This is a genomic window from Microvirga sp. KLBC 81 (genome assembly GCF_003075415.1).
Classification (GTDB): Bacteria; Pseudomonadota; Alphaproteobacteria; order Rhizobiales; family Beijerinckiaceae; genus Microvirga.
The window spans coordinates 17,054-35,168 of sequence record NZ_QDAH01000047.1; the positions used below are offsets into that span (position 1 = coordinate 17,054).

Here is an 18,115-nt window from a genome sequence, read left to right on the forward strand (position 1 = left end):
CTCATCGAGCCGCCTTTCCTACGTGATATCAGGAGTGATCAGCGACGGCGACGCACGCGCACCGGGACCGGAGCGGGAGCCTGCACCGTGAGTGCAAAGAACAGCAGCACGGCGGAAAGCGAAGCGCCGATCAGAAACACGACTTCCGCAATTTCAGCCTGGGACGCCATGCCCGTGACGCCTGCGAGCATAGTAAGAATAGTAAAAAGGCAAAACGCACGAAGGGCAACGGAACGGGTCATCGATATTTCTCCCAAGTGTTTTGAAAAACGTCAGTGGGAGAGCTGGGTTCCATTCTGGTAAGACACCCGATAATTACTTACGCCAGAGCTTCCGGAATCTCCACGCTCAAGTTTTTTGGGCGGAACCTCACAGTCGCGCTTGGCGTTGATTGAACGTCATCGGCTGCAAGCTGATTTTATATTTGCGAGGTAACACCATGCTCGGTTGGGCTGTCACTTTTCTCATCATCGCGCTGGTCGCGGCTCTGTTCGGTTTTGGCGGTATCGCTGGTACCGCTGTCGAGATTGCGAAGCTGATCTTCTTCGTCGCGATCGTGCTCTTCGCCATTTCGGCCGTGATCGGCCTTCTGCGCGGACGAAGCCCCATGTAATGGGCACGTCCCTTAAATTCGAAAGCGCCGCCTTCAGGCGGCGTTTTTCTTGGAGATCAGCCCTGAAGGGCCGCGCGGGTCATGCTATCGGGACCTAGATCATCCACATCGTCCACATTCAGAAGCGCGGCCAGGCGGATGCGGGCGCGGTTTACGCGGCTCTTGATAGTGCCGACCGCACAGTCGCAGATGCTGGCGGCTTCCTCGTAGGAAAAGCCGGACGCGCCGACCAGAAGCAGGGCCTCGCGCTGCTCGGACGGAAGTTGGAAAAGGGCGGTGCGAAAATCCTCGAAATCGAGGTGCGGTCCCTGCTCGGGCTGAACCTTCAAGCGTCCGGCATAGGAGCCGTCCGGATCTTCGACCTCGCGCCGGCGCTTGCGGTATTCGGAATGGAAAAGATTGCGCAGGATCGTAAAAAGCCAGGCATCCAGATTGGTGCCGCGCTCGAAACGGTGAAGGTTGGAGAGAGCCCGGAGGAGAGTATCCTGGACAAGGTCGTCTGCCTTGTCGACCTGACCTGATAGCGAGATGGCAAAGGCGCGTAGACTGGGTACGGCAGCAAGCAGAGCCTCTCGCAGGTCAGGCTCAGGGGTCATTGCGACCCCTCCTTCTTTCGATCGAGCTGATCCAGTAATTCCCTGAAGCGGTCAGGAACGGGTTGTTGCATTAATTCGTCGTACATGGCGCGTAGCTGGTCGCCGATGCGCTTCTGGCTGCCACTGTCGAGTTTTGCCTTGGTCCCAAGCTTGTCATCCGGTGATGTTCTCGGGAGCGCCCGAGCCAGCTTGTTCCCCTTGTCACCTGTCATCTGATTCCCCTTGCTACCCCGTATATTATTAAGGGATAGCCAACCTTGGCAGTAGCTCTATACTCATTTTCGAGCAATAACGCTTGTTCTTAGTTACAGTTCCAGAATGGAACTTTTGCAGCTTTGCAGCGTTGAATGGACCATCGGTACAACGAGTCATAAGCACAATAAGGGGAAGCGAATGTCGACAGCTCAGCTTGTCGTCCAGCACTTACCGTATCTTCGCCGCTACGCACGCGCTCTCACAGGTAGCCAGATGGCTGGTGATGCCTATGTGGCCGCGACCCTTGAAACCCTGGTGAGCGAGCCTGAGACCATCGGCCCCTCGGGTAACGTCAAGGTCGAACTCTTCCAGGTCTTCACGCGCATCTGGAATTCGCTTTCCGTGAATGGACGCAGCGAGCAGATCCAGCGTGATCTTCCGGCGGAAGTTCGCCTGGGCCAGATCACCCCGCTTCCCCGTCAGGCTTTCCTTCTTTCCTGCCTCGAAGGCTTCGGAGAGGAGGAGGTGGGCCAGATCCTCGACGTCGACACCAAGACGGTGCGCGAACTCGTCGACGAGGCAGGCCGTGAGCTCGCCGCCGACATGGCCACTGATATTCTGATCATCGAGGACGAGCCGCTGATCGCCATGGATCTCGAGGCGCTGGTGGAAGGCCTTGGCCATAACGTGACGGGCGTTGCCCGGACGCGAACCGAGGCCGTGAAGCTCGCCTCCACCAAGCAACCGGGCCTGATCCTCGCCGATATCCAGCTTGCCGACGGCAGCTCGGGTCTCGACGCGGTCAACGACCTCCTGAAGTCCTTCGAGGTGCCGGTGATCTTCATCACCGCCTATCCCGAGCGCTTCCTGACCGGTGAGCGGCCCGAGCCGGCCTTCCTTATCGCCAAGCCGTTCCAGCCGGCTAATGTCTCTGCTGTCATCAGCCAAGCCCTGTTCTTCCAGCAGAGTGCCAAGCGCCGTGAGCCTCGCGCCGCAACGGCCTGATCATTCGAGCAATTATGGCCAAGTAATCGCCCGGCTTTTCAGCCGGGCTTTTCTTTTGCCAAGGCGTAATCGGCACAAAAAAAGACGGGCTCTCAAAGCCCGTCTAAAGGTGCCGGCCAATGCACAAGGGGAATGCGGGGAGGACCAGGAGGCCGGTACTTTTAGAACGCTGCTTGGAAAATAAAGGTTCCCACCTTTTTTCTTGGATTATCCTCAGGTGGAGGTCCAGGAACATCAAACATAAGGCCGCGTTGTTTTCTCGAATGGTTGAGCTGAGAAAGCAGGGGACAGAAATGCTCCGCACATCCACGATAATGTGCACTCTCACTGGGGCCGCCCTGCTGGCTGCCGGCATCGCCTTTGCCGATGCCGGCATCGCGCCCCTGGCGCAGTCGCAGGAGTTTCTCAAGACAGCTCTCCTCGATCATCCGGTGGCGGCAAAGGGTGACCGGCTGATGCCTGCCCGAGCTGCGGAGAAGGCAGTGAGCATCTCCATCGTCGAGATCGTCGGGCTCACCCATGCCACCATCATTCTGCGTGGCAGCAACGGCGAGGTTCTGTACAGGTCCGATCCGCGCTCCGGCATCACGACGATGGCGAAGAACACCGACCTTCCCATCCTGACGATGAAGGAGGATCTGCAAAGGCCTGCCGTGCAGCATCCGCCTGCAACTCAGCGTGAGGGCAGCGATGAAGGGGCTCGCAAGCCCAAGCGCCAGACCCCCGTCGGATGCATGGGGGATGTGAGCCCTCTGGCAAGCGCAAGCGCGAACAGAATGCCGAGCCTGTGCCTTGCTTCTCTGGAGCGGCCTTTATTCTGAGATAGTCGAGGGGGTGTGTTTTCTCGCGGGATTCAGAAGCTGTTTAGATGAAGATGCCATCTGAACAAGTATTCATCTTGTTTTTTTAGAAGATTTTTAATAGCAAAGATTTGAATACAGGGAAATTTGGAACGTATGCATAGGGCGCAGCGTTTCTCCCTCGCGCACTTTGGCGCATATCGCGATTCAATGGACATCAGGAGAAAAATCCAATGCTGAAGAAGCATATGGCAGCTTGCCTTGTCGTGACGGCTTTCGCGGCTGCGCCCGCCTTCGCTCAGACCTCGCCGGCGCCTTCCGCTCCGACCGATCGCCCGACTGCAACGGGCTCCGGCTCAACGACTTCGGGTTCCCCGGCCATGCAGCCCGGCGCACCCGGCTCCTCGTCCATGGGCTCCTCCTCCACGGGCTCGTCGGCGATGAACCAGAGCGGCGGCATGCAGGGTCAGTTCATGACCCAGATGCAGCAGGGCCAGATGATGGCCTCCGATCTCATCGGCACCCGGGTCGTAAGCGCCAATAACGAGTCCATCGGCGACATCAACGACGTGATCGTGGATCGTAACGGTCAGGTCATGGCTGCGGTGGTCGGCGTCGGCGGCTTCCTGGGCATCGGTGAAAAGGATGTGGCCGTTCCGTTCAAGTCCCTGGAATTCGCCACCAGCCAGCAGGCGAATGCCATGGACAACAATGCCGGCGGCAGCAACGTGACGACGACCGGCTCGACCGCCACGGGCACCACATCGGGACAGGGCTCGGCCGGCAGCTCCACCAGCACGGCCTCGTCGAGCGAGCCGGAGCGCGTGATTCTTCGCATGACGAAGGCCGAACTTCAGGCGGCTCCGGCCTTCAGGCCGGATGGCGATAACAACGCGACCGGCAACACGACGACGGCGCCGAAGCAGTAATCGTCATAGCATCTGCCGATCCGCGGCGCCTCGGTCCTCCGAGGCGCCTTTTCTTTTGGGCTCGAGATCCAGGCAAAACAAAAGGCGCAGCCAAGAAAGGCTGCGCCTTGAAAGGTGCCGGCCCGAGGGGGCATTCGAACCGGTTGCTGACACAACGCCTAAAAAGAGGAGGGGGTTCCAAACTTTTCTCAAAAGAATCCGGGGCGCAGATTCCGGGCCGAGAACAAGAGGGATGAACTTGCTGCCGCATAAGGAACCGGGCCGTTTCGGGCACGTTGCTGAAGCACAAGAAAGATGCGGAGATGACAATGACTGCCACCAATGAACTGGATGCGGCTCTTTGCCAGGAGGAATTGCCCGACGAGTTCTCCCGGCTTGCCTCGAGCTCCTCGCCCCATGAGAAGCCGAATGTGGCCGCCATGCTGAGCGGGATCGTGTCGGCCAGCCAGCAGGACGAGGTGACCTGTCCTCTCATGCTGAGGCGGCATCTGGTGGTGCAGGCCTGGTCCAGAGGCATGACCCCCGGCATTCAGCGCAATCTCTAGGGTTCGAAAAGCGTTCCAGGCTTATTTGTTTGATGACCGAAGCATTCTTGAATTCGATTGGGCACGATTCCGTTGCCGTTCTCTTCCATCCCAGCGCAGTGCCGGTGATGGATGTCTTTCGGTCGGTCGGCAGCCTGGATGAGCAGTACGATCTGACGCTCCTCGACGGTCCTGAGGAGATGTTGTCCGCTTATCTCCAGCCGGGCTCTGCCAAGGGCATCGTCTCGGATGCCTTGCTTCTCGCCTTCGCCCTGACCCGACAACGGGGGAGTGCTTTCCATCATCGGCCGCTCAGATCGCGCCATGGGAGCATAGAGGAGTATTGCCTCATGGTCGTGATCGGGGCGGCGCGTCAGCCCGGTTCGGAGGTTGCTCGGGAGGCTGCCGCCATCGTTGGAGTGTCGCCGCTGCCGCTGGATCTCGTGTCCGCCCTCGGAGGGGAGCTCGCCCGGCAGATCGATCTTGGAGCCATTGTCTTTCCAGTCCCGAGCCTGCATGAGTTCAGGGCCGTGATTGGAATTGAAGATGCGCAGATTGAGGCGATCGTCGAGGCATTCGACAAGCCCGGACGGCATTTCAGCCTTTGACCATTTTGCCTTTCGTCTTTCATAAAAAGTAAAGGGGCCGTCGAGCGGCCCCTTTTGATGAACAAGGGTTACTATCGCTATTCCTGATTCCCACGGGTGTTGCCCGATGCCTGGCCGCCCTTTCGGCCTGCTTCCGAGGCAAGCTCTCGATCTTGCGAGAAAGACCGCTTCTCTGCAGGAACGCTCTTGCCGCCTTTGCTTGCAATTTCGCGCTGGCGATCGGAATCCATGGACGCGAAACCGCGCTTCGAAGTTGAACTACTTGGCGCCATCTTATGCCTCCTTGACCAATGGTGTTCGTGGATGAACAACCACTCGCAAATTCGATGGTTCCGAGGGGGGAGGGGTAACCTTTGCAAAAAAATTTGCATGAAAAAAAGCAATGTAGATGAAGAACGTTTTCCACTTTGATTGCCACGCTTAAATAATTGTGACGCTCTGTTGTTTGTACCTTTAGCCGCTGGGGATGATACGGGCTCGAAAAGCACAGAAAAAGGGAAATTATATTTAAGAAGTTAACGCGATTACGACACAAGTATTTGACCTCACCTGAGTCTAGAAAGCAGGCTCGCAAGATTCTCGAATGTCGATCCGCTTGCCAAAACAGGCGTGATTCAACCGCAATATTCGGTAGCGTGCTGTGCGTGACTATCCGGCCGTTCCGGTTTGACTCTGCGACTTCGCTGCCAGCCCATCGATTGACTGACACCCGAGATTGTGACCCGGATGCTCCCTTCCTGTGATATCCAGCACCCTGGAAGCCCTGCAGGCCGTATCATGGGAGTGATTGGCAGGACGGCTCGGTGTATGAGTTTCAGGAGCCATGAATGATGAGAGGGCAGGATGACCTACGACGACAACAACGTGTTCGCGAAGATCCTGAGAGGCGAGCTGCCGTGCCACAAGGTCTATGAGACCGAGCATGTGTTGGCCTTCATGGACATCATGCCCCGCGGCGACGGGCATGTGCTGGTCGTCCCCAAGGCAAAATCCCGCAATATCCTCGATGCGAAGCCCGATGATCTCGCGGAGCTTTTCAAGGCTGTCCAGATCGTCGGCCGCGCGACCAAGGAAGCCTTCTCGGCCGCTGGCCTGACGATCCAGCAGTTCAATGAGAGTGCGGGCGGGCAGGTGGTGTTTCACCTGCACGTACATGTCATTCCGCGCTTCGAAGGCGTGCCTTTGAAACCGCATACGGGCCAAATGGAGGCCAACGGTGTGCTGGCCGGTTTCGCCGAGAAGATCCGAGCGGCCCTCCACCGTTGATGCAAGAAGCAGGAGGCGGCGTTCGGGCCGCTCTCCCGCAAAATGTGCTGACTTCATGCATCCTGAGGGGAGGGGCAGAACCGGTGATGCCCCGCTCACTTCCTACTGGGCCGCGATGGATGCCGCTTTCTGCCTGGCGATATAGGCATCGATGCTGGCCGGGGCGCCGGCCGGCACATGCAGGCCGAGCTTCGAGCGGCGCCAGAGGATGTCCTCGGCCGTGCGCGCCCATTCACGCCGCATGAGGTAATCGACCTCCGCCGCCGTGAGCCCCGCGCCGAAATCCTCCCCGAGATCGGTCATCGACTTGGCCTGACCGAGCAGCTCAAGAATGCGTGTGCCATAGGCGCGCGACAGGCGGTATGCCACCTGCTCCGGCAGGAAGGGCCAGCGCTGGCGCACGGTGGCGAGGAACTTGTCGAAGTCGGCGTCGATGATGTCGCCGCCCGGCATCTTGGCGTTCTCGGTCCAGGATGGCTTCATGTCGGGGAAGAAGGCCTTCAACTCTTCGAGCGCATGCTCCGAAAGCTTCCGGAAGGTGGTGATCTTGCCGCCGAAGATCGACAGAACCGGTGCCTGGCCCTGCGGCGCGTCCATGTCGAACACGTAGTCGCGGGTCACGGCGGAGGCGTTGGACGAGCCGTCGTCGAAGAGCGGACGCACGCCGGAATAGCTCCACACGACCTCGGTGGGGGTGACCTGCTTCTTGAAGAAATGGTTCACGACATTGCAGAGGTACTGCACTTCGTCCGGGCTGATCTCGACCTTCTTGTCCGGCACGGACTCGACCGGGATGTCGGTGGTGCCGATGAGAGTGAACTTCTCCTGGTAGGGGATGGCGAACACGATGCGCTTGTCCGTGTTCTGCAGGATGAAGGCCTGCTCGGTATCGAAGAGTTTGGGCACCACGATGTGGCTGCCCTTCACGAGGCGCACGTTCTTCGTGGTGTTGAGGCCGAGCTTGGCATTGAGCACGTCGGCCACGAAGGGGCCACCCGCATTGACGATGACCTTGGCGCGGACTGCCTGCGTCTCGCCGGTCTCCACGTTCTGCAAGGTCGCCACCCAGATCTGACCGTCGCGGCGGGCGGAGGTGAGCTTGGTCCGCACGCGGATATCGGCACCCTTCTCGAAGGCGTCGAGGGCATTGAGTGCCACCATGCGGCTGTCCTCGACCCAGCAGTCGGAATAGACGAAGGCGGTGTCGAAGCCGGGCTTCAGGGCTTGGCCTGCCGGATGCCTGGTGAGGTGGATCGTTTCCGTACCCGGGAGGTTCTTGCGCGGGGCAAGATGGTCGTAGAGGAAGAGTCCCAGGCGCACGAACCAGGCCGGGCGGATACCCCTCTCATGGGGCAGGATGAAGCGCAGCGGCCAGATGATGTGGGGCGCGGAATTCAAAAGGCGCTCACGCTCGAACAGGGCCTCGCGGACCAGACGGAACTCGTAATATTCGAGATAGCGCAGGCCGCCATGGATCAGCTTCGTCGAGGCAGAGGAGGTGTAGCCCGCCAGATCGCCCTGCTCGCAGAGCACCACGGAAAGGCCTCGGCCCACCGCATCGCGCGCGATGCCCGCGCCATTGATGCCGCCGCCAACAATGAGAAGATCGGTTACTGCCGTCACGAACGAGTCTTTCTTCACAAGCCAAGCAATTCAGTTCGTGAGCACATGAGTTCTTTAGCCGTCTAACGCAAGTGAATTTTCGGGGTTTTCACGACGCTTTTGCAACAACAGGACAACAAGGAAGAACCCGAGCGAACAGAAGGACATACCTAAGCACAGGACCATGACGGCGGCATAACTGCCCCACCACGCCCAGAGCGCTCCGAACAGAAAGGGGGCGGCGGCGGTGGTCAGGCGCACCGGCATGGCGATCATGCCTTGGACCGTGCCGTAGCTCTCGCGCCCGAACATTTCCGGGGGAAGAAGGGCGCGGACGATGGTCATCATCCCGTTCGAGGCGCCGAAGAGCGCCGCAAAGGCCGCGACCAGCCAGGAGCCTGGTGAAAGCAGGGGCAGGAGCCCGAAGGCGAGAACGCCCAGGCCCAAGGTGACGACGCCGATGCCTTTCATGCCGAAGGCGCGTTCGCCCATGGCCATGGTCATCCGCCCGGCCACCTGAGCCGGGCCGATGATGGAAAAAGCGATCACGGCCATTTCCAGGCTGTAGCCGTTCTCCGTGAGGAGCGGGATCAGGTGGATCGGCAGGCCCGCTGCGATGAGGCCCTGGAGAACGGAGGAGGCTACGAAGCACCAGAAGGACGCCTTGAGCAGCACATGGCGGGCACTGGGCGTGAGAGGGCGCGGCTGTCCGCTCGCATGCTGAGAGGCCTTCAGCGCCGGCGGGATGGCAATCGCATGCACCACGGCACAGATGGCCAGATTGAAGGCGGCCAAGACGAGGAGGGCGTTGCGCCAGCCTAGATGCTCAATGAGCAGGTGGGTGAGGGGAATGAAGACCGTGCTGGCAAAGCCTGCCACCAGGGTCATGAAGGTGATGCCCCGCCGGGCGAGGAAGCCGAGCCTCCGGGCCAGAACCGCAAAGCCGGGCTCGTAGAACACGCTGCTCATGGAAAGGCCCAACCCCGCCCAGATGAGGACGAAGGCCGGGTAGCTCTCGACCTGCGACCAGAGCGCCAGAAGCACGGCCGCCAGAACCGAGCCGCCCGTCATCACCGTGCGGCCATAGCCCAGATCGATGAGACGCCCGACCGGCACGGCGAAGAGGGCGGAGGTTCCGAGCGCCAGGGAATAGGCCGCCGTCAGCTCGGACTTGCCCCAGCCCAGCTCCCGGCCCATCGGATCGACGAAGAGGGCAAAGGCATAAAAGATCGTGCCGTAGGAGATCAGCACGGTCAGCGACAGGGAGGAGACGAAGGCCCAGGGCATGCGGGCAGGGGAGGACATGATCTCTTTCTGATGGTGTTGCAGCCCTTTATGTCAGTCCCCGAGGTTGACGGATAGGGCTTTAACCCTCATATGAACAGCACGGCGTCAGCGCTCGACCACGAGCCGCTTGAGCGGGACTGCGTGACGGAAATTCGTTAAAAGCGAAAGCCCGGTCCCCTTCTTCAATCGCTTGACCCATACGATCGCCCCATCACGCGGGTTGTCGCCTTGAGAGCCCTGAAGCGCCTTAGCTTAAGAAAAGCCGAACCTGCTTTGCGGCTCACCGCATCCGTTCGAAAGACGATATCACTTTGACACTCTTCACTGATTTCGGATTGGCACAGCCGATCCTGAAGGCCCTGGCCGCTGAAGGCTACGAGAAGCCCACACCCATCCAGGCCCAGACCATTCCCTATGCCATGGAAGGCCGCGACGTCTGCGGCATCGCCCAGACCGGAACCGGCAAGACGGCCGCCTTCGCGCTGCCGATTCTCCACTGCCTGTCGCAGGACCCGAAGCCGCGTCAGCGCAAGAGCGCCCGCGTGCTCGTGCTCAGCCCCACTCGCGAGCTCTCCGGTCAGATCGCCGACAGCTTCCGCGCCTATGGCCGCAACCTGAAGCTCACCACCACCGTGGTGTTCGGTGGCGTCACCATCTCCCGCCAGGAGAAGGAACTCGCGGGCGGCGTCGACGTGCTCGTCGCCACGCCCGGCCGACTGCTCGATCTCGTGGATCGCAAGTCGCTGACGTTGCGTGACATCGAGATTCTCGTCCTCGACGAGGCAGACCAGATGCTCGATCTCGGCTTCATCCATGCGCTCAAGCGCATCGTGACCCTGCTGCCGAAGGAGCGCCAGAGCCTGTTCTTCTCGGCTACCATGCCGAAGACGATCTCGACGCTTGCCGACTCCTTCCTGCGCGATCCCGCTCATGTGGCGGTAACGCCTGTCGCCACCACCGCCGAGCGTGTGGAGCAGAGCGTCATCTTCGTGCCGACGAACCGCAAGCAGGTTCTGCTCGAAACGCTCCTGCGCGATCCGTCCATCGACCGCGTGCTCGTCTTCACCCGCACCAAGCACGGCGCGGACAAGGTGGTGCGTGGTCTCGATAAGGCCGGAATCGTAGGTGCGGCCATTCACGGCAACAAGTCCCAGCCGCAGCGTGAACGCGCGCTCGCTGGATTCCGTGACGGCTCGTGCCGAGTGCTCGTGGCAACCGACATCGCCGCGCGCGGCATCGACGTGGAAGGCGTGACGCACGTCATCAACTACGACCTGCCGAACGTGCCGGAATCTTACGTCCACCGCATCGGCCGTACCGCGCGCGCTGGCGCAACGGGCCTTGCGATCTCGTTCTGCAACGACGAGGAAAAGGCGTACCTGAAGGACATCGAGAAGCTGACGCGCCTGAAAGTGCCGGTCATGCCGCTGCCGGAAGGGCTTCCTGCAGCTCCGGCTCCATCCGAGCACCGCGGTGAGCCGCAGCGCGGTCGTCCGGCACCTCATGCCCGTGGGCATCAGGGCCACGGCCAGCCGCGCAGTGCAGATCCGAATGCCGAAAAAGGCCCCAAGCGCCGTCGCCGCCGTGGCGGCAAGCCGGGAGGCGGTCAGCCGCAAGGTGGACATCCGGCCGCCAACCAGCCGCGTCCAGCGCATGGCCAGAAATCCGCTCAGGGTCAGCGTCCTCAACAGGGACAACGGCCCGCTCAAGCGAAGTCTGCTCCCAGCCGGTCGGATGGACGCCGTGGAGACGGCGCACAGGTTGCGTGGCTCGAAAAGAGCCCGCGCCGTCGCTAAAACGAATAGCGCAAACGAGAAGGGCGCCTCAGGGCGCCCTTTTTCACGAGTTCATGATTGGTTTCAATGCTGCGCCGCCTCGCGATCGGTGGTGCCCGGGGGAGATCCTGAGATCAGGCCCTTTCTCAACGGCGAGTTTGCACTGAATAGCGAGGGCGCGAGCAGATGCGCCACACGTCCTGCCACGAACAGAACATTGAACTGCTTGTCGCCATACTCCCGGTCCCGCGCTACCGGCACGAAGCCTGCCCTCAAGAGCGTGTCGGCGACGCCGCCCGCGCTGCCGCCTTCCTGCCAGAAGGGAAAGGTCTCGCATTCGATGAAGACCGCAAGCGTCTTTTCCAGCATGCGGGGAGCGCCCGCCAGAACACGTTCGGCAGCGCCCTCGACATCGATCCAGAGGAAGAAGCTCTGGTCCCTGGCATTCAGACGATCTCCGAAGAGGCTGTCGAGAGTATGCGCCTCGACCTCGTAATCCTCATAGGCAATCTCTTCGTTGCGCAGCAGCAGCGATGTCTTACCCTCGTGCTGACCGCGCGGCGCATGGATCGTGATGCGACCATCAGAGTCTGAGATGGCGAGGTTGCGATAGTCGATGCCACGGGCTGAGAGCGCCTCTCGATGACGGGCATGGGTCTTGGGATTGGCCTCGAAGGCGATGACCTCGCAGTTCGGAGCCTTGTCGCGCACTGCCAGTGAAAGAGAGCCATCGAACGCGCCGATATCGCAGATGACATCAGGCTTCAGAATGTCGATGAGATGCAGGAACGTGGCTCGCAAAGCCGCATGACCCTCTGCACCTTTCGGAGCAGAAGACAGCACGTTCACGTCCCGCATCAGCACAAAAGACACGGCGTGGTTCAGGCGCGTGATGCCGAGCCAGTCGGCAAGCCGCTTTTTCAGGCGCTCCAGCACATCACGTCCAATCAGTGATACGGATCGGCCGCATCGCGCAGTCCGTCGCCCATGAAGTTGAAGGCGAGTACGACGACGATCACGGGCACCATGGGGAAGAGCAGCCACGGATGGAGCTGCACCGCGGCGAGATTCTGCGCCTCGTTGAGCAGCACGCCCCAGCTCGTGACCGGCGGGCGAAGGCCGAGGCCCAGGAAGGAGAGGGCGGTCTCGCCGAGGATCATGGAAGGGATCGAGAGCGTCGCGGAGGCGATCAGGTGACTCATGAAGTTCGGGATGAGATGGCGAGCGATGATGCGCCTCTTGGAAGCGCCCATCAGTTCTGCCGCCTTCACGAAATCCTCCTCGCGCAAGGCGAGCAGCTTCGAGCGCACGGCACGCGCCAGGCCTGGCCAGTCGAGGAGGCCCAGGATGATCGTGATGCCGAAGAAGACGAGGATCGGGCTCCAGTTCGGCGGCAGCGCTGCGGAGAGTGCGAGCCACAGGGGCAGTTCTGGCAGGGAGCGCAGGATCTCGATCATGCGCTGGATCACGTGGTCGACCCAGCCGCCGATATAGCCCGCGAGACCTCCGAAGAAGAGGCCGAGCGCGAAGGACACTGCAATGCCGATGATGCCGATGGTGAGCGAGATGCGCGCGCCATAGATGATGCGCGAGAACATGTCCCGTCCCAGCCGATCCGTGCCGAGAAGGAACATCGTGCCGTTCTCAGGCGGGCAGATGAGATGCACATTCGTGTTCCAGACACCCCAGAACGCGTAAGGATCGCCCCGGCAGAAGAAGCGGATCGGCTGCGGCTGGGATGTGTCGACCGTGTAGACGCGCCGGAACGTCTCGAGATCGAAGGTGAACTTGTACGGATATACGAAAGGCCCAACGAAGCGACCCTCATGCATGAGGTGGATCGGCTGCGGAGGCGCATAGAGAAAATCGCCGTGCCGCTTCGTCTGGTTGTAGGGCGCGATGACCTCTACGAAGGGCACGATGAGATAGAAGACGAGCAGTACGAAGGCGGCAGCCAGGGCGATCTTGTGGCGGCGGAACTTCCACCACATGAGCTGCCAGGATGAGGCGCGATAGAAGCTCTCGTTCTCGGTCCCGATAGGCTCGGTCGCTCCTGGATCGAAGGGCGTCGGATCTACGTAATGGCGCTTGGAGGAAGGACTCGTGGATGGAAGGGCCGTGCTCATCGCCCGCCTCCCATGCGGATGCGCGGATCGATCCAAGCCAGCAGAAGATCGGAGATCAGCATGCCGACGACGGTCAGAACCGCGACGAACATCAGGATGAAACCGGCGAGGAACTGGTCCTGGTTCTTCAACGCGCTGAGCAGAATGGGGCCCACTGTCGGCAGGCTCAACACCAGTGAGACCAGCACCGAGCCCGAGACCAGATGCGGCAGAAGGTTGCCGATATCCGCGATGAAGGGATTGAGCGACATGCGGAAGGGATATTTCAAGAGCGCCTTCGTGGGCCCGAGGCCCTTCGCTTTCGCTGTCACGTAATATTGCTTGCCGAGTTCATCGAGCAGGTTCGCGCGCATCCGCCGGATCATGGACGCCGTTCCGGCAAGCCCGATCACGATGGTCGGCACGATGAGGTGCGCGAGGAAGGATTGGATCTTGGGCCAGTTCCAGGGCTCGCCTGCATATTTCGCATCGTAGAGGCCGCCGATGGAAATTCCGAACCAGCGGTTCAGATAATAGAGCAGGATGAGGGCGAGCAGGAAACTCGGTGTCGCAAGCCCGATATACCCGATGAAGGTGGCCAGATAATCGCCGATCGAATATTGCCGCGTGGCCGAGTAGATCGCGATCGGGATCGCGACGATGTGAATGAAGATCACCGCCGCGAGGTTTACAAGAAGCGTCAGCCAAAGGGCATCGCCGACAACGTCGGCAACCGGCTTGTCATATTCGAACGACCATCCCCAATCGCCCTGCAGCAGGCCGGAGAAGCCGTTGGGGCCGGGCATCACGCCGATCCAGATCAGGTACTGCTCCCAGGCCGGCCGGTCGAGAGCGTATTGCTTCATCAGGAATTCGGCCTTGGTGATGGAGGCGTTGTCGTTCTGCGCGCGCAGCTCGTAGATCAGGTTGGAGAGAAAGTCTCCTGGCGGTAGCTTGATGATGAAGAACACCAGCGCCGAGATGATGACGAGCGTGACGGCCATGGTGACGAGGCGACGCAACAGAAAGCGGATCATCGGCGGGCCTCTTTGCTGGCGGCCTTGTTCCAGTAGATTTCGTCGACCCGGTAGAGGCCGAGCATGGCCGTGGGTTCCCAGCTGTAGAGCGCCTTCGCCGGCAGTCCCTGCAGGCCGTTGCGGACCACGATGGGCTGCAGAGCTCCAGCCACCGTGCCGATCACCCATTGGTTCTCCGCATGGTTGCGCAGCATCTCCCGCCATACCTTGTCCTGCACGGCCTCATCGCCGGTCGCCATCCAAGTGTCGTAGAGCTCTGAGAGGCGCTTGGCTTCGGGCATATCGATTGCCTCGCCGTTCATGCCCTTCGTCTCGACATACTGTCCCCATTTCGACCAAGCGTAATTGTCCTGACGCATGGGGGCGAATTCCGTCGGCGGCATGATGGGGGTGGGGATGGCGTTGTCGATACCGGGGGCTGCCACCATCACAGTGAGACCCGCGAAAGCGCGGTTGCGCAAGACCGTGCGGTCCTGCGGCTTTACGAAAAGCCTCACGCCGATCTCGCGCCAGAACTCGCTGATGAGGGTGAGCCCATCCACCACGAGGCTGCTCTCGCCATCCGTTTCGACGATGATCTCGAGCTCGCGCCCGTCCGGCAGCAGGCGAAAGCCCGCGCCGTTGCGCTCCGTCAGGCCAATCTCGTCGAGAAGCCGCGAGGCTTGAGCCGGATCGTATTGCGCATTCAGCGTGCGCAGTTCTTCTGAAAACAGAGGGCTTTCAGGCACCACTGTGTTGTTGCCCTCGGTTCCGAGGCCGAAGAGCAGGGCGTTGTTCAAGGTCTTACGGTCGATGCCGAGCGACAGGGCGCGGCGGAAGCGGACATCGCGATTGAGCTGGCGCCAGACAGGATCAACCGCATTGAGATTGGGATAAAGTGCCAGCTCCGTTCCCCGCGCATAGGGCCAGATCAGGGTCTTGTAACCCTGTACTCTCTCGCCTTCTTTCAACACCGGAATGTCGCCCATGGAGAGGCCGCGGAACAGAAGGTCCGTTTCGCCGGCATTCGCCTTGGCGGCGAAGAGGCCGCCGGCGGACACGTCCATGATGATGCGGTCGACATAGGGCAACTGGTGCCCCTGCCTGTCGATGCGGTGGTAATAGGGATTGCGCTCGAAGACGAAGCGGTTCGCAGGTGCTGCGGTTGTCACCCGCCATGGCATGAGGGTCGGCAGATCCGGGTTCGTCTGCTCCTTCATGTCGTCCATGCGGTTATGAAGAGCTGCCCAGGATTTCAGCTTCTGCTGTTTCGCCTTTTCCTCCAAGGCAGCCTTGTCGGCATATTTTGCGTGGAACTGCTTGAGATATTTCGAGGCTCTGTAAATGGCGGGATCGAGCGCACCTGCGAGCTGCGGCAGGAAACGCGGATTGGGCTTATCCCAGCTGTAACGGATTGTCCGCTCATCGATGATCTCGAAGCGTGGAGACTTTCCATCCACCAGCATGAATTCGGGAGGGCCTGCGGGCGATAGATCCTTGTTGTGCGCGATGTCTTCCCAGTAGTAGCGGAAATCTTCCGCCGTGAAGGGTGTACCGTCGGACCAGCGATGACCTGCACGCAGGATAAATGTGAAGACCTTGTCGTCCTGATTATCGAATGTTTCGAGCAAATCGGGCTGGAGCTGCAGGTTTTTGTCGTAGCCGACGAGGCGAGTGTAGGAATAGGTTGAGATATAGCGGATGTCGCGGGCTCGGGGCACGAGCGTCACGATATCTCCGCCTTGCTGGCCGCTCGCCTCGACCACGAGCGGCGTCGATGGAACACGCTCGGCGATGGGCGGGAGGTTCTTCGCGTGGTCCTTGAAGAAGGGTGTTTCCTGCAGGTCCTGTGCCGCAGCCGGCAGCGCGAGAAGACAGCATACAAGGGCCAGAGCAAAGGGTTTCATCTGCAGCCGGATCATCACGCAGCCTCCTGCGCCGTCACGCGCCCCAGACGGATTTTGTGGCCGGGTTCGATCTCCTTCATCACGCCGAACTCGTCATCCGGAATGCGGAAGGGCTCGGGCCATTCGGCCGGATTGGAGAACCGATCCGCCCGCAGTTTCGCAAAATCGAGGGGACGGTCGAGATCTGGATCCGGCACTGCGGCGAGAAGTGCCTGCGTGTAGGGATGCACCGGATTGCGGAAGAGGGAGGATTTAGGCGCTTCCTCGACGATATAGCCCCGGCACATCACCGCGATGGTGTCCGCAATATAATCCACCACCGCGAGATTGTGGGACACGAAGAGGTAGGACAGCCCAAGTGCCGATTGCAGATCTTTCAGCAGGTTCAGAACCTGCGCCTGCACGGATACATCGAGGGCGGAGACCGGCTCGTCGCACAACAGCACGCGCGGCTCGAGGGCGAGCGCCCGCGCGATGCCGAGGCGCTGGCGCTGACCACCGGAGAATGAATGCGGATAGCGCCGTAGCGAGCGCTGATCGAGCCCCACCATGTCGAGCAGCTGCTTGACGCGCTCATAGCGTTCGTCCGGGGTGCCGATGTTGTGGATGCGCAAGGGCTCGGTGAGGAGCTCGTAGACCGTCATGCGCGGGTTGAGCGACGAGAACGGATCCTGAAAAATGAATTGCACGGAGCGACGATAGTCCGTCAGATCCTCGCCTTCGAGGCGGTGCACGTCTCTCGGTCCTGTGCCGTCATCGAACAGCACGCGCCCTGCATCGGGTTCGAGCGCACGCATGATCATCTTGGAGACAGTGGTCTTGCCGCATCCTGACTCACCCACCAGACCCAGCGTCTTGCCGGTGGGGAGTTCGAGATCGACCCCGTTCACGGCATGGATAATCCGCGGCTTGCCGAAGATCCGGCTGGAGCGGAGCGTAAAGTACTTCGTCAAACCCTCGGCCTTGAGAATCGGGCCTCGGGGTTGCGGCCGCTCAGGCGCATGGACTCTTGCGAGCGTTGCGCTCTTCACTTCGCGGATCGGGGTCAGACGCTCGTTTTCCGCCATCGCAAAGCGCGGTACGGCACGCATGAGCGCCTGCAGATAGGGATGCTGCGCATGGCGGAAGATCTCCTCGCGGGAGCCCGCCTCCATGATCCGACCGCGATACATGACCACCACGTCGTCGGCCACGTTCGCGACCACGCCGAGATCGTGCGTGATCAGCAGCACCGACATGCCAGTCTCGGCCTGAAGCTCCTTGATGAGATCGAGGATCTGGGCCTGCGTCGTCACGTCGAGAGCGGTGGTCGGCTCGTCCGCGATCAGAAGGGATGGACGCGTAATCAGCGCCATGGCGATCATGGCGCGCTGGCGAAGGCCTCCGGAGAGTTCGAACGGATAGGTGCGAAGCGCCCGCTTGGGGTCGGGAAAACCGACGCGCGCCAGCACCTCCATGGTGCGCTGCAGCGCCTCGGCCTTGCTCACATCCGCATGGATCAGGAGCGCTTCCGAAATCTGGTCGCCGATGGTGTGGAGCGGCGAGAGAGAGGTCATCGGCTCCTGAAAGATCATGGCGATGCGCCCGCCGCGAAGCAGGTGCATGGCCTCGCCCTCGGGCTTGAGGGCGGCGATGTCGATGGGGGTTTCGAGCGCGGGATCGTTGAAGATGATCGAGCCGCCGGTGATCCGAGCCTTCTTCGACAGAATCTGGAGAATGGCTTGAGCGGTCACCGACTTGCCGGAGCCGGATTCACCTACGAGCGCCACGGTCCTGCCCTTCGGGATGTCGAAGGTCAGGCCGTCCACCGCCCGGAAGTCTCCGGTATCGGTATGAAAGTCGACCGTCAGCTGACGGATCGACAGGAGCGGCGCTTCCATGGGTGTC

19 protein-coding genes are annotated in these 18,115 nt (G+C 60.9%); 8 read left to right on the forward strand and 11 right to left on the reverse strand.

Features of this window, described 5'->3' with window-relative positions:
- Positions 1-38 precede the first annotated feature (38 nt).
- A complete protein-coding gene (locus DC522_RS22750; protein ID WP_116530908.1) occupies positions 39-242 on the reverse strand; it encodes a hypothetical protein in 204 nt (67 codons plus the stop codon).
- 197 nt (positions 243-439) lie between these two features.
- Between DC522_RS22750 and DC522_RS22755 the strand changes: the two genes are divergently transcribed.
- Positions 440-613 (forward strand): DUF1328 domain-containing protein, encoded by a 174-nt coding sequence (locus DC522_RS22755; protein WP_009494036.1) that lies wholly within the window; start codon positions 440-442, stop codon positions 611-613.
- Between the two features lie 56 nt (positions 614-669).
- On the opposite strand, the gene DC522_RS22760 is transcribed toward DC522_RS22755, so the two are convergent.
- Together DC522_RS22760 and DC522_RS22765 are read right to left on the reverse strand one after the other, a co-directional pair.
- Positions 670-1,209, reverse strand: coding sequence for a sigma-70 family RNA polymerase sigma factor (locus tag DC522_RS22760; RefSeq protein WP_205769727.1), 540 nt, complete (start codon positions 1,207-1,209; stop codon positions 670-672).
- Positions 1,206-1,421 carry a NepR family anti-sigma factor gene (locus tag DC522_RS22765; protein WP_165820266.1) on the reverse strand — a complete coding sequence of 72 codons (216 nt, stop codon included), beginning with the start codon at positions 1,419-1,421 and terminating at the stop codon, positions 1,206-1,208. Before DC522_RS22765 ends, DC522_RS22760 begins: the two co-directional genes overlap by 4 nt.
- A gap of 181 nt (positions 1,422-1,602) precedes the next feature.
- On the opposite strand from DC522_RS22765, the gene DC522_RS22770 reads away from it, so the two are divergent.
- The 5 genes from DC522_RS22770 (at position 1,603) to DC522_RS22790 (ending at position 5,270) form a co-directional block, all read left to right on the forward strand.
- Positions 1,603-2,409 carry a response regulator gene (locus DC522_RS22770; RefSeq protein ID WP_047192292.1) on the forward strand — a complete coding sequence of 269 codons (807 nt, stop codon included), beginning with the start codon at positions 1,603-1,605 and terminating at the stop codon, positions 2,407-2,409.
- Positions 2,410-2,702: 293 nt separating this feature from the next.
- Positions 2,703-3,230: a hypothetical protein gene (locus DC522_RS22775; protein ID WP_133239346.1), complete on the forward strand. Its 528-nt coding sequence runs from the start codon at positions 2,703-2,705 to the stop codon at positions 3,228-3,230.
- Positions 3,231-3,442: 212 nt separating this feature from the next.
- Entirely contained in the window at positions 3,443-4,138 is a 696-nt protein-coding gene (locus DC522_RS22780) for a PRC-barrel domain-containing protein (protein WP_116530910.1), read from the forward strand.
- A gap of 308 nt (positions 4,139-4,446) precedes the next feature.
- Positions 4,447-4,683: a hypothetical protein gene (locus DC522_RS22785; RefSeq protein ID WP_133239347.1), complete on the forward strand. Its 237-nt coding sequence runs from the start codon at positions 4,447-4,449 to the stop codon at positions 4,681-4,683.
- 32 nt (positions 4,684-4,715) lie between these two features.
- The gene (locus DC522_RS22790; protein ID WP_116530912.1) at positions 4,716-5,270 is read left to right on the forward strand and encodes a hypothetical protein; all 555 of its coding nucleotides are present in this window, start codon (positions 4,716-4,718) and stop codon (positions 5,268-5,270) included.
- Positions 5,271-5,347: 77 nt separating this feature from the next.
- Here the strand turns inward: DC522_RS22790 and DC522_RS22795 are convergent, their stop codons facing one another.
- Positions 5,348-5,542: a general stress protein gene (locus DC522_RS22795; protein ID WP_047192288.1), complete on the reverse strand. Its 195-nt coding sequence runs from the start codon at positions 5,540-5,542 to the stop codon at positions 5,348-5,350.
- Positions 5,543-6,113: 571 nt separating this feature from the next.
- Here DC522_RS22795 and DC522_RS22800 point away from each other — a divergent pair.
- Positions 6,114-6,536: an HIT family protein gene (locus DC522_RS22800; protein WP_116530913.1), complete on the forward strand. Its 423-nt coding sequence runs from the start codon at positions 6,114-6,116 to the stop codon at positions 6,534-6,536.
- Positions 6,537-6,638: 102 nt separating this feature from the next.
- On the opposite strand, the gene DC522_RS22805 is transcribed toward DC522_RS22800, so the two are convergent.
- Positions 6,639-8,159 (reverse strand): glycerol-3-phosphate dehydrogenase, encoded by a 1,521-nt coding sequence (locus tag DC522_RS22805; protein WP_116530927.1) that lies wholly within the window; start codon positions 8,157-8,159, stop codon positions 6,639-6,641.
- A 54-nt stretch (positions 8,160-8,213) separates the two neighbouring features.
- Positions 8,214-9,443, reverse strand: a complete 1,230-nt coding sequence (locus DC522_RS22810) for an MFS transporter (protein WP_116530914.1) — start codon at positions 9,441-9,443, stop codon at positions 8,214-8,216.
- Between the two features lie 293 nt (positions 9,444-9,736).
- On the opposite strand from DC522_RS22810, the gene DC522_RS22815 reads away from it, so the two are divergent.
- Entirely contained in the window at positions 9,737-11,221 is a 1,485-nt protein-coding gene (locus tag DC522_RS22815; protein WP_116530915.1) for a DEAD/DEAH box helicase, read from the forward strand.
- A 63-nt stretch (positions 11,222-11,284) separates the two neighbouring features.
- Here the strand turns inward: DC522_RS22815 and DC522_RS22820 are convergent, their stop codons facing one another.
- From DC522_RS22820 to DC522_RS22840, 5 genes are read right to left on the reverse strand one after another with little or no spacing between them, the layout of a single operon-like run.
- Positions 11,285-12,136: an FkbM family methyltransferase gene (locus DC522_RS22820; RefSeq protein WP_116530916.1), complete on the reverse strand. Its 852-nt coding sequence runs from the start codon at positions 12,134-12,136 to the stop codon at positions 11,285-11,287.
- An 11-nt stretch (positions 12,137-12,147) separates the two neighbouring features.
- Positions 12,148-13,326, reverse strand: coding sequence for an ABC transporter permease (locus DC522_RS22825; RefSeq protein WP_116530917.1), 1,179 nt, complete (start codon positions 13,324-13,326; stop codon positions 12,148-12,150).
- Entirely contained in the window at positions 13,323-14,342 is a 1,020-nt protein-coding gene (locus DC522_RS22830) for an ABC transporter permease (RefSeq protein ID WP_116530918.1), read from the reverse strand. Before DC522_RS22830 ends, DC522_RS22825 begins: the two co-directional genes overlap by 4 nt.
- On the reverse strand, positions 14,339-16,243 hold the full coding sequence (locus DC522_RS22835; RefSeq protein ID WP_116530919.1) for an ABC transporter substrate-binding protein: 1,905 nt from the start codon (positions 16,241-16,243) through the stop codon (positions 14,339-14,341). Before DC522_RS22835 ends, DC522_RS22830 begins: the two co-directional genes overlap by 4 nt.
- Entirely contained in the window at positions 16,243-18,108 is a 1,866-nt protein-coding gene (locus tag DC522_RS22840) for an ABC transporter ATP-binding protein (protein WP_116530920.1), read from the reverse strand. Before DC522_RS22840 ends, DC522_RS22835 begins: the two co-directional genes overlap by 1 nt.
- Positions 18,109-18,115: the final 7 nt, after the last annotated feature.

What these genes read in the sequence shown, in the direction of transcription:
- DC522_RS22825 (WP_116530917.1), bottom strand. Translation starts at nt 13,326, where the DNA reads ATGAGCACGGCCCTTCCATCCACGAGTCCTTCCTCCAAGCGCCATTAC.
- DC522_RS22785 (WP_133239347.1), top strand. Translation starts at nt 4,447, where the DNA reads ATGACTGCCACCAATGAACTGGATGCGGCTCTTTGCCAGGAGGAATTG.
- DC522_RS22840 (WP_116530920.1), bottom strand. Translation starts at nt 18,108, where the DNA reads ATGGAAGCGCCGCTCCTGTCGATCCGTCAGCTGACGGTCGACTTTCAT.
- DC522_RS22790 (WP_116530912.1), top strand. Translation starts at nt 4,716, where the DNA reads ATGACCGAAGCATTCTTGAATTCGATTGGGCACGATTCCGTTGCCGTT.
- DC522_RS22770 (WP_047192292.1), top strand. Translation starts at nt 1,603, where the DNA reads ATGTCGACAGCTCAGCTTGTCGTCCAGCACTTACCGTATCTTCGCCGC.
- DC522_RS22750 (WP_116530908.1), bottom strand. Translation starts at nt 242, where the DNA reads ATGACCCGTTCCGTTGCCCTTCGTGCGTTTTGCCTTTTTACTATTCTT.
- DC522_RS22765 (WP_165820266.1), bottom strand. Translation starts at nt 1,421, where the DNA reads ATGACAGGTGACAAGGGGAACAAGCTGGCTCGGGCGCTCCCGAGAACA.
- DC522_RS22800 (WP_116530913.1), top strand. Translation starts at nt 6,114, where the DNA reads ATGACCTACGACGACAACAACGTGTTCGCGAAGATCCTGAGAGGCGAG.
- DC522_RS22780 (WP_116530910.1), top strand. Translation starts at nt 3,443, where the DNA reads ATGCTGAAGAAGCATATGGCAGCTTGCCTTGTCGTGACGGCTTTCGCG.
- DC522_RS22795 (WP_047192288.1), bottom strand. Translation starts at nt 5,542, where the DNA reads ATGGCGCCAAGTAGTTCAACTTCGAAGCGCGGTTTCGCGTCCATGGAT.
- DC522_RS22775 (WP_133239346.1), top strand. Translation starts at nt 2,703, where the DNA reads ATGCTCCGCACATCCACGATAATGTGCACTCTCACTGGGGCCGCCCTG.
- DC522_RS22760 (WP_205769727.1), bottom strand. Translation starts at nt 1,209, where the DNA reads ATGACCCCTGAGCCTGACCTGCGAGAGGCTCTGCTTGCTGCCGTACCC.
- DC522_RS22830 (WP_116530918.1), bottom strand. Translation starts at nt 14,342, where the DNA reads ATGATCCGCTTTCTGTTGCGTCGCCTCGTCACCATGGCCGTCACGCTC.
- DC522_RS22835 (WP_116530919.1), bottom strand. Translation starts at nt 16,243, where the DNA reads ATGATCCGGCTGCAGATGAAACCCTTTGCTCTGGCCCTTGTATGCTGT.
- DC522_RS22810 (WP_116530914.1), bottom strand. Translation starts at nt 9,443, where the DNA reads ATGTCCTCCCCTGCCCGCATGCCCTGGGCCTTCGTCTCCTCCCTGTCG.
- DC522_RS22755 (WP_009494036.1), top strand. Translation starts at nt 440, where the DNA reads ATGCTCGGTTGGGCTGTCACTTTTCTCATCATCGCGCTGGTCGCGGCT.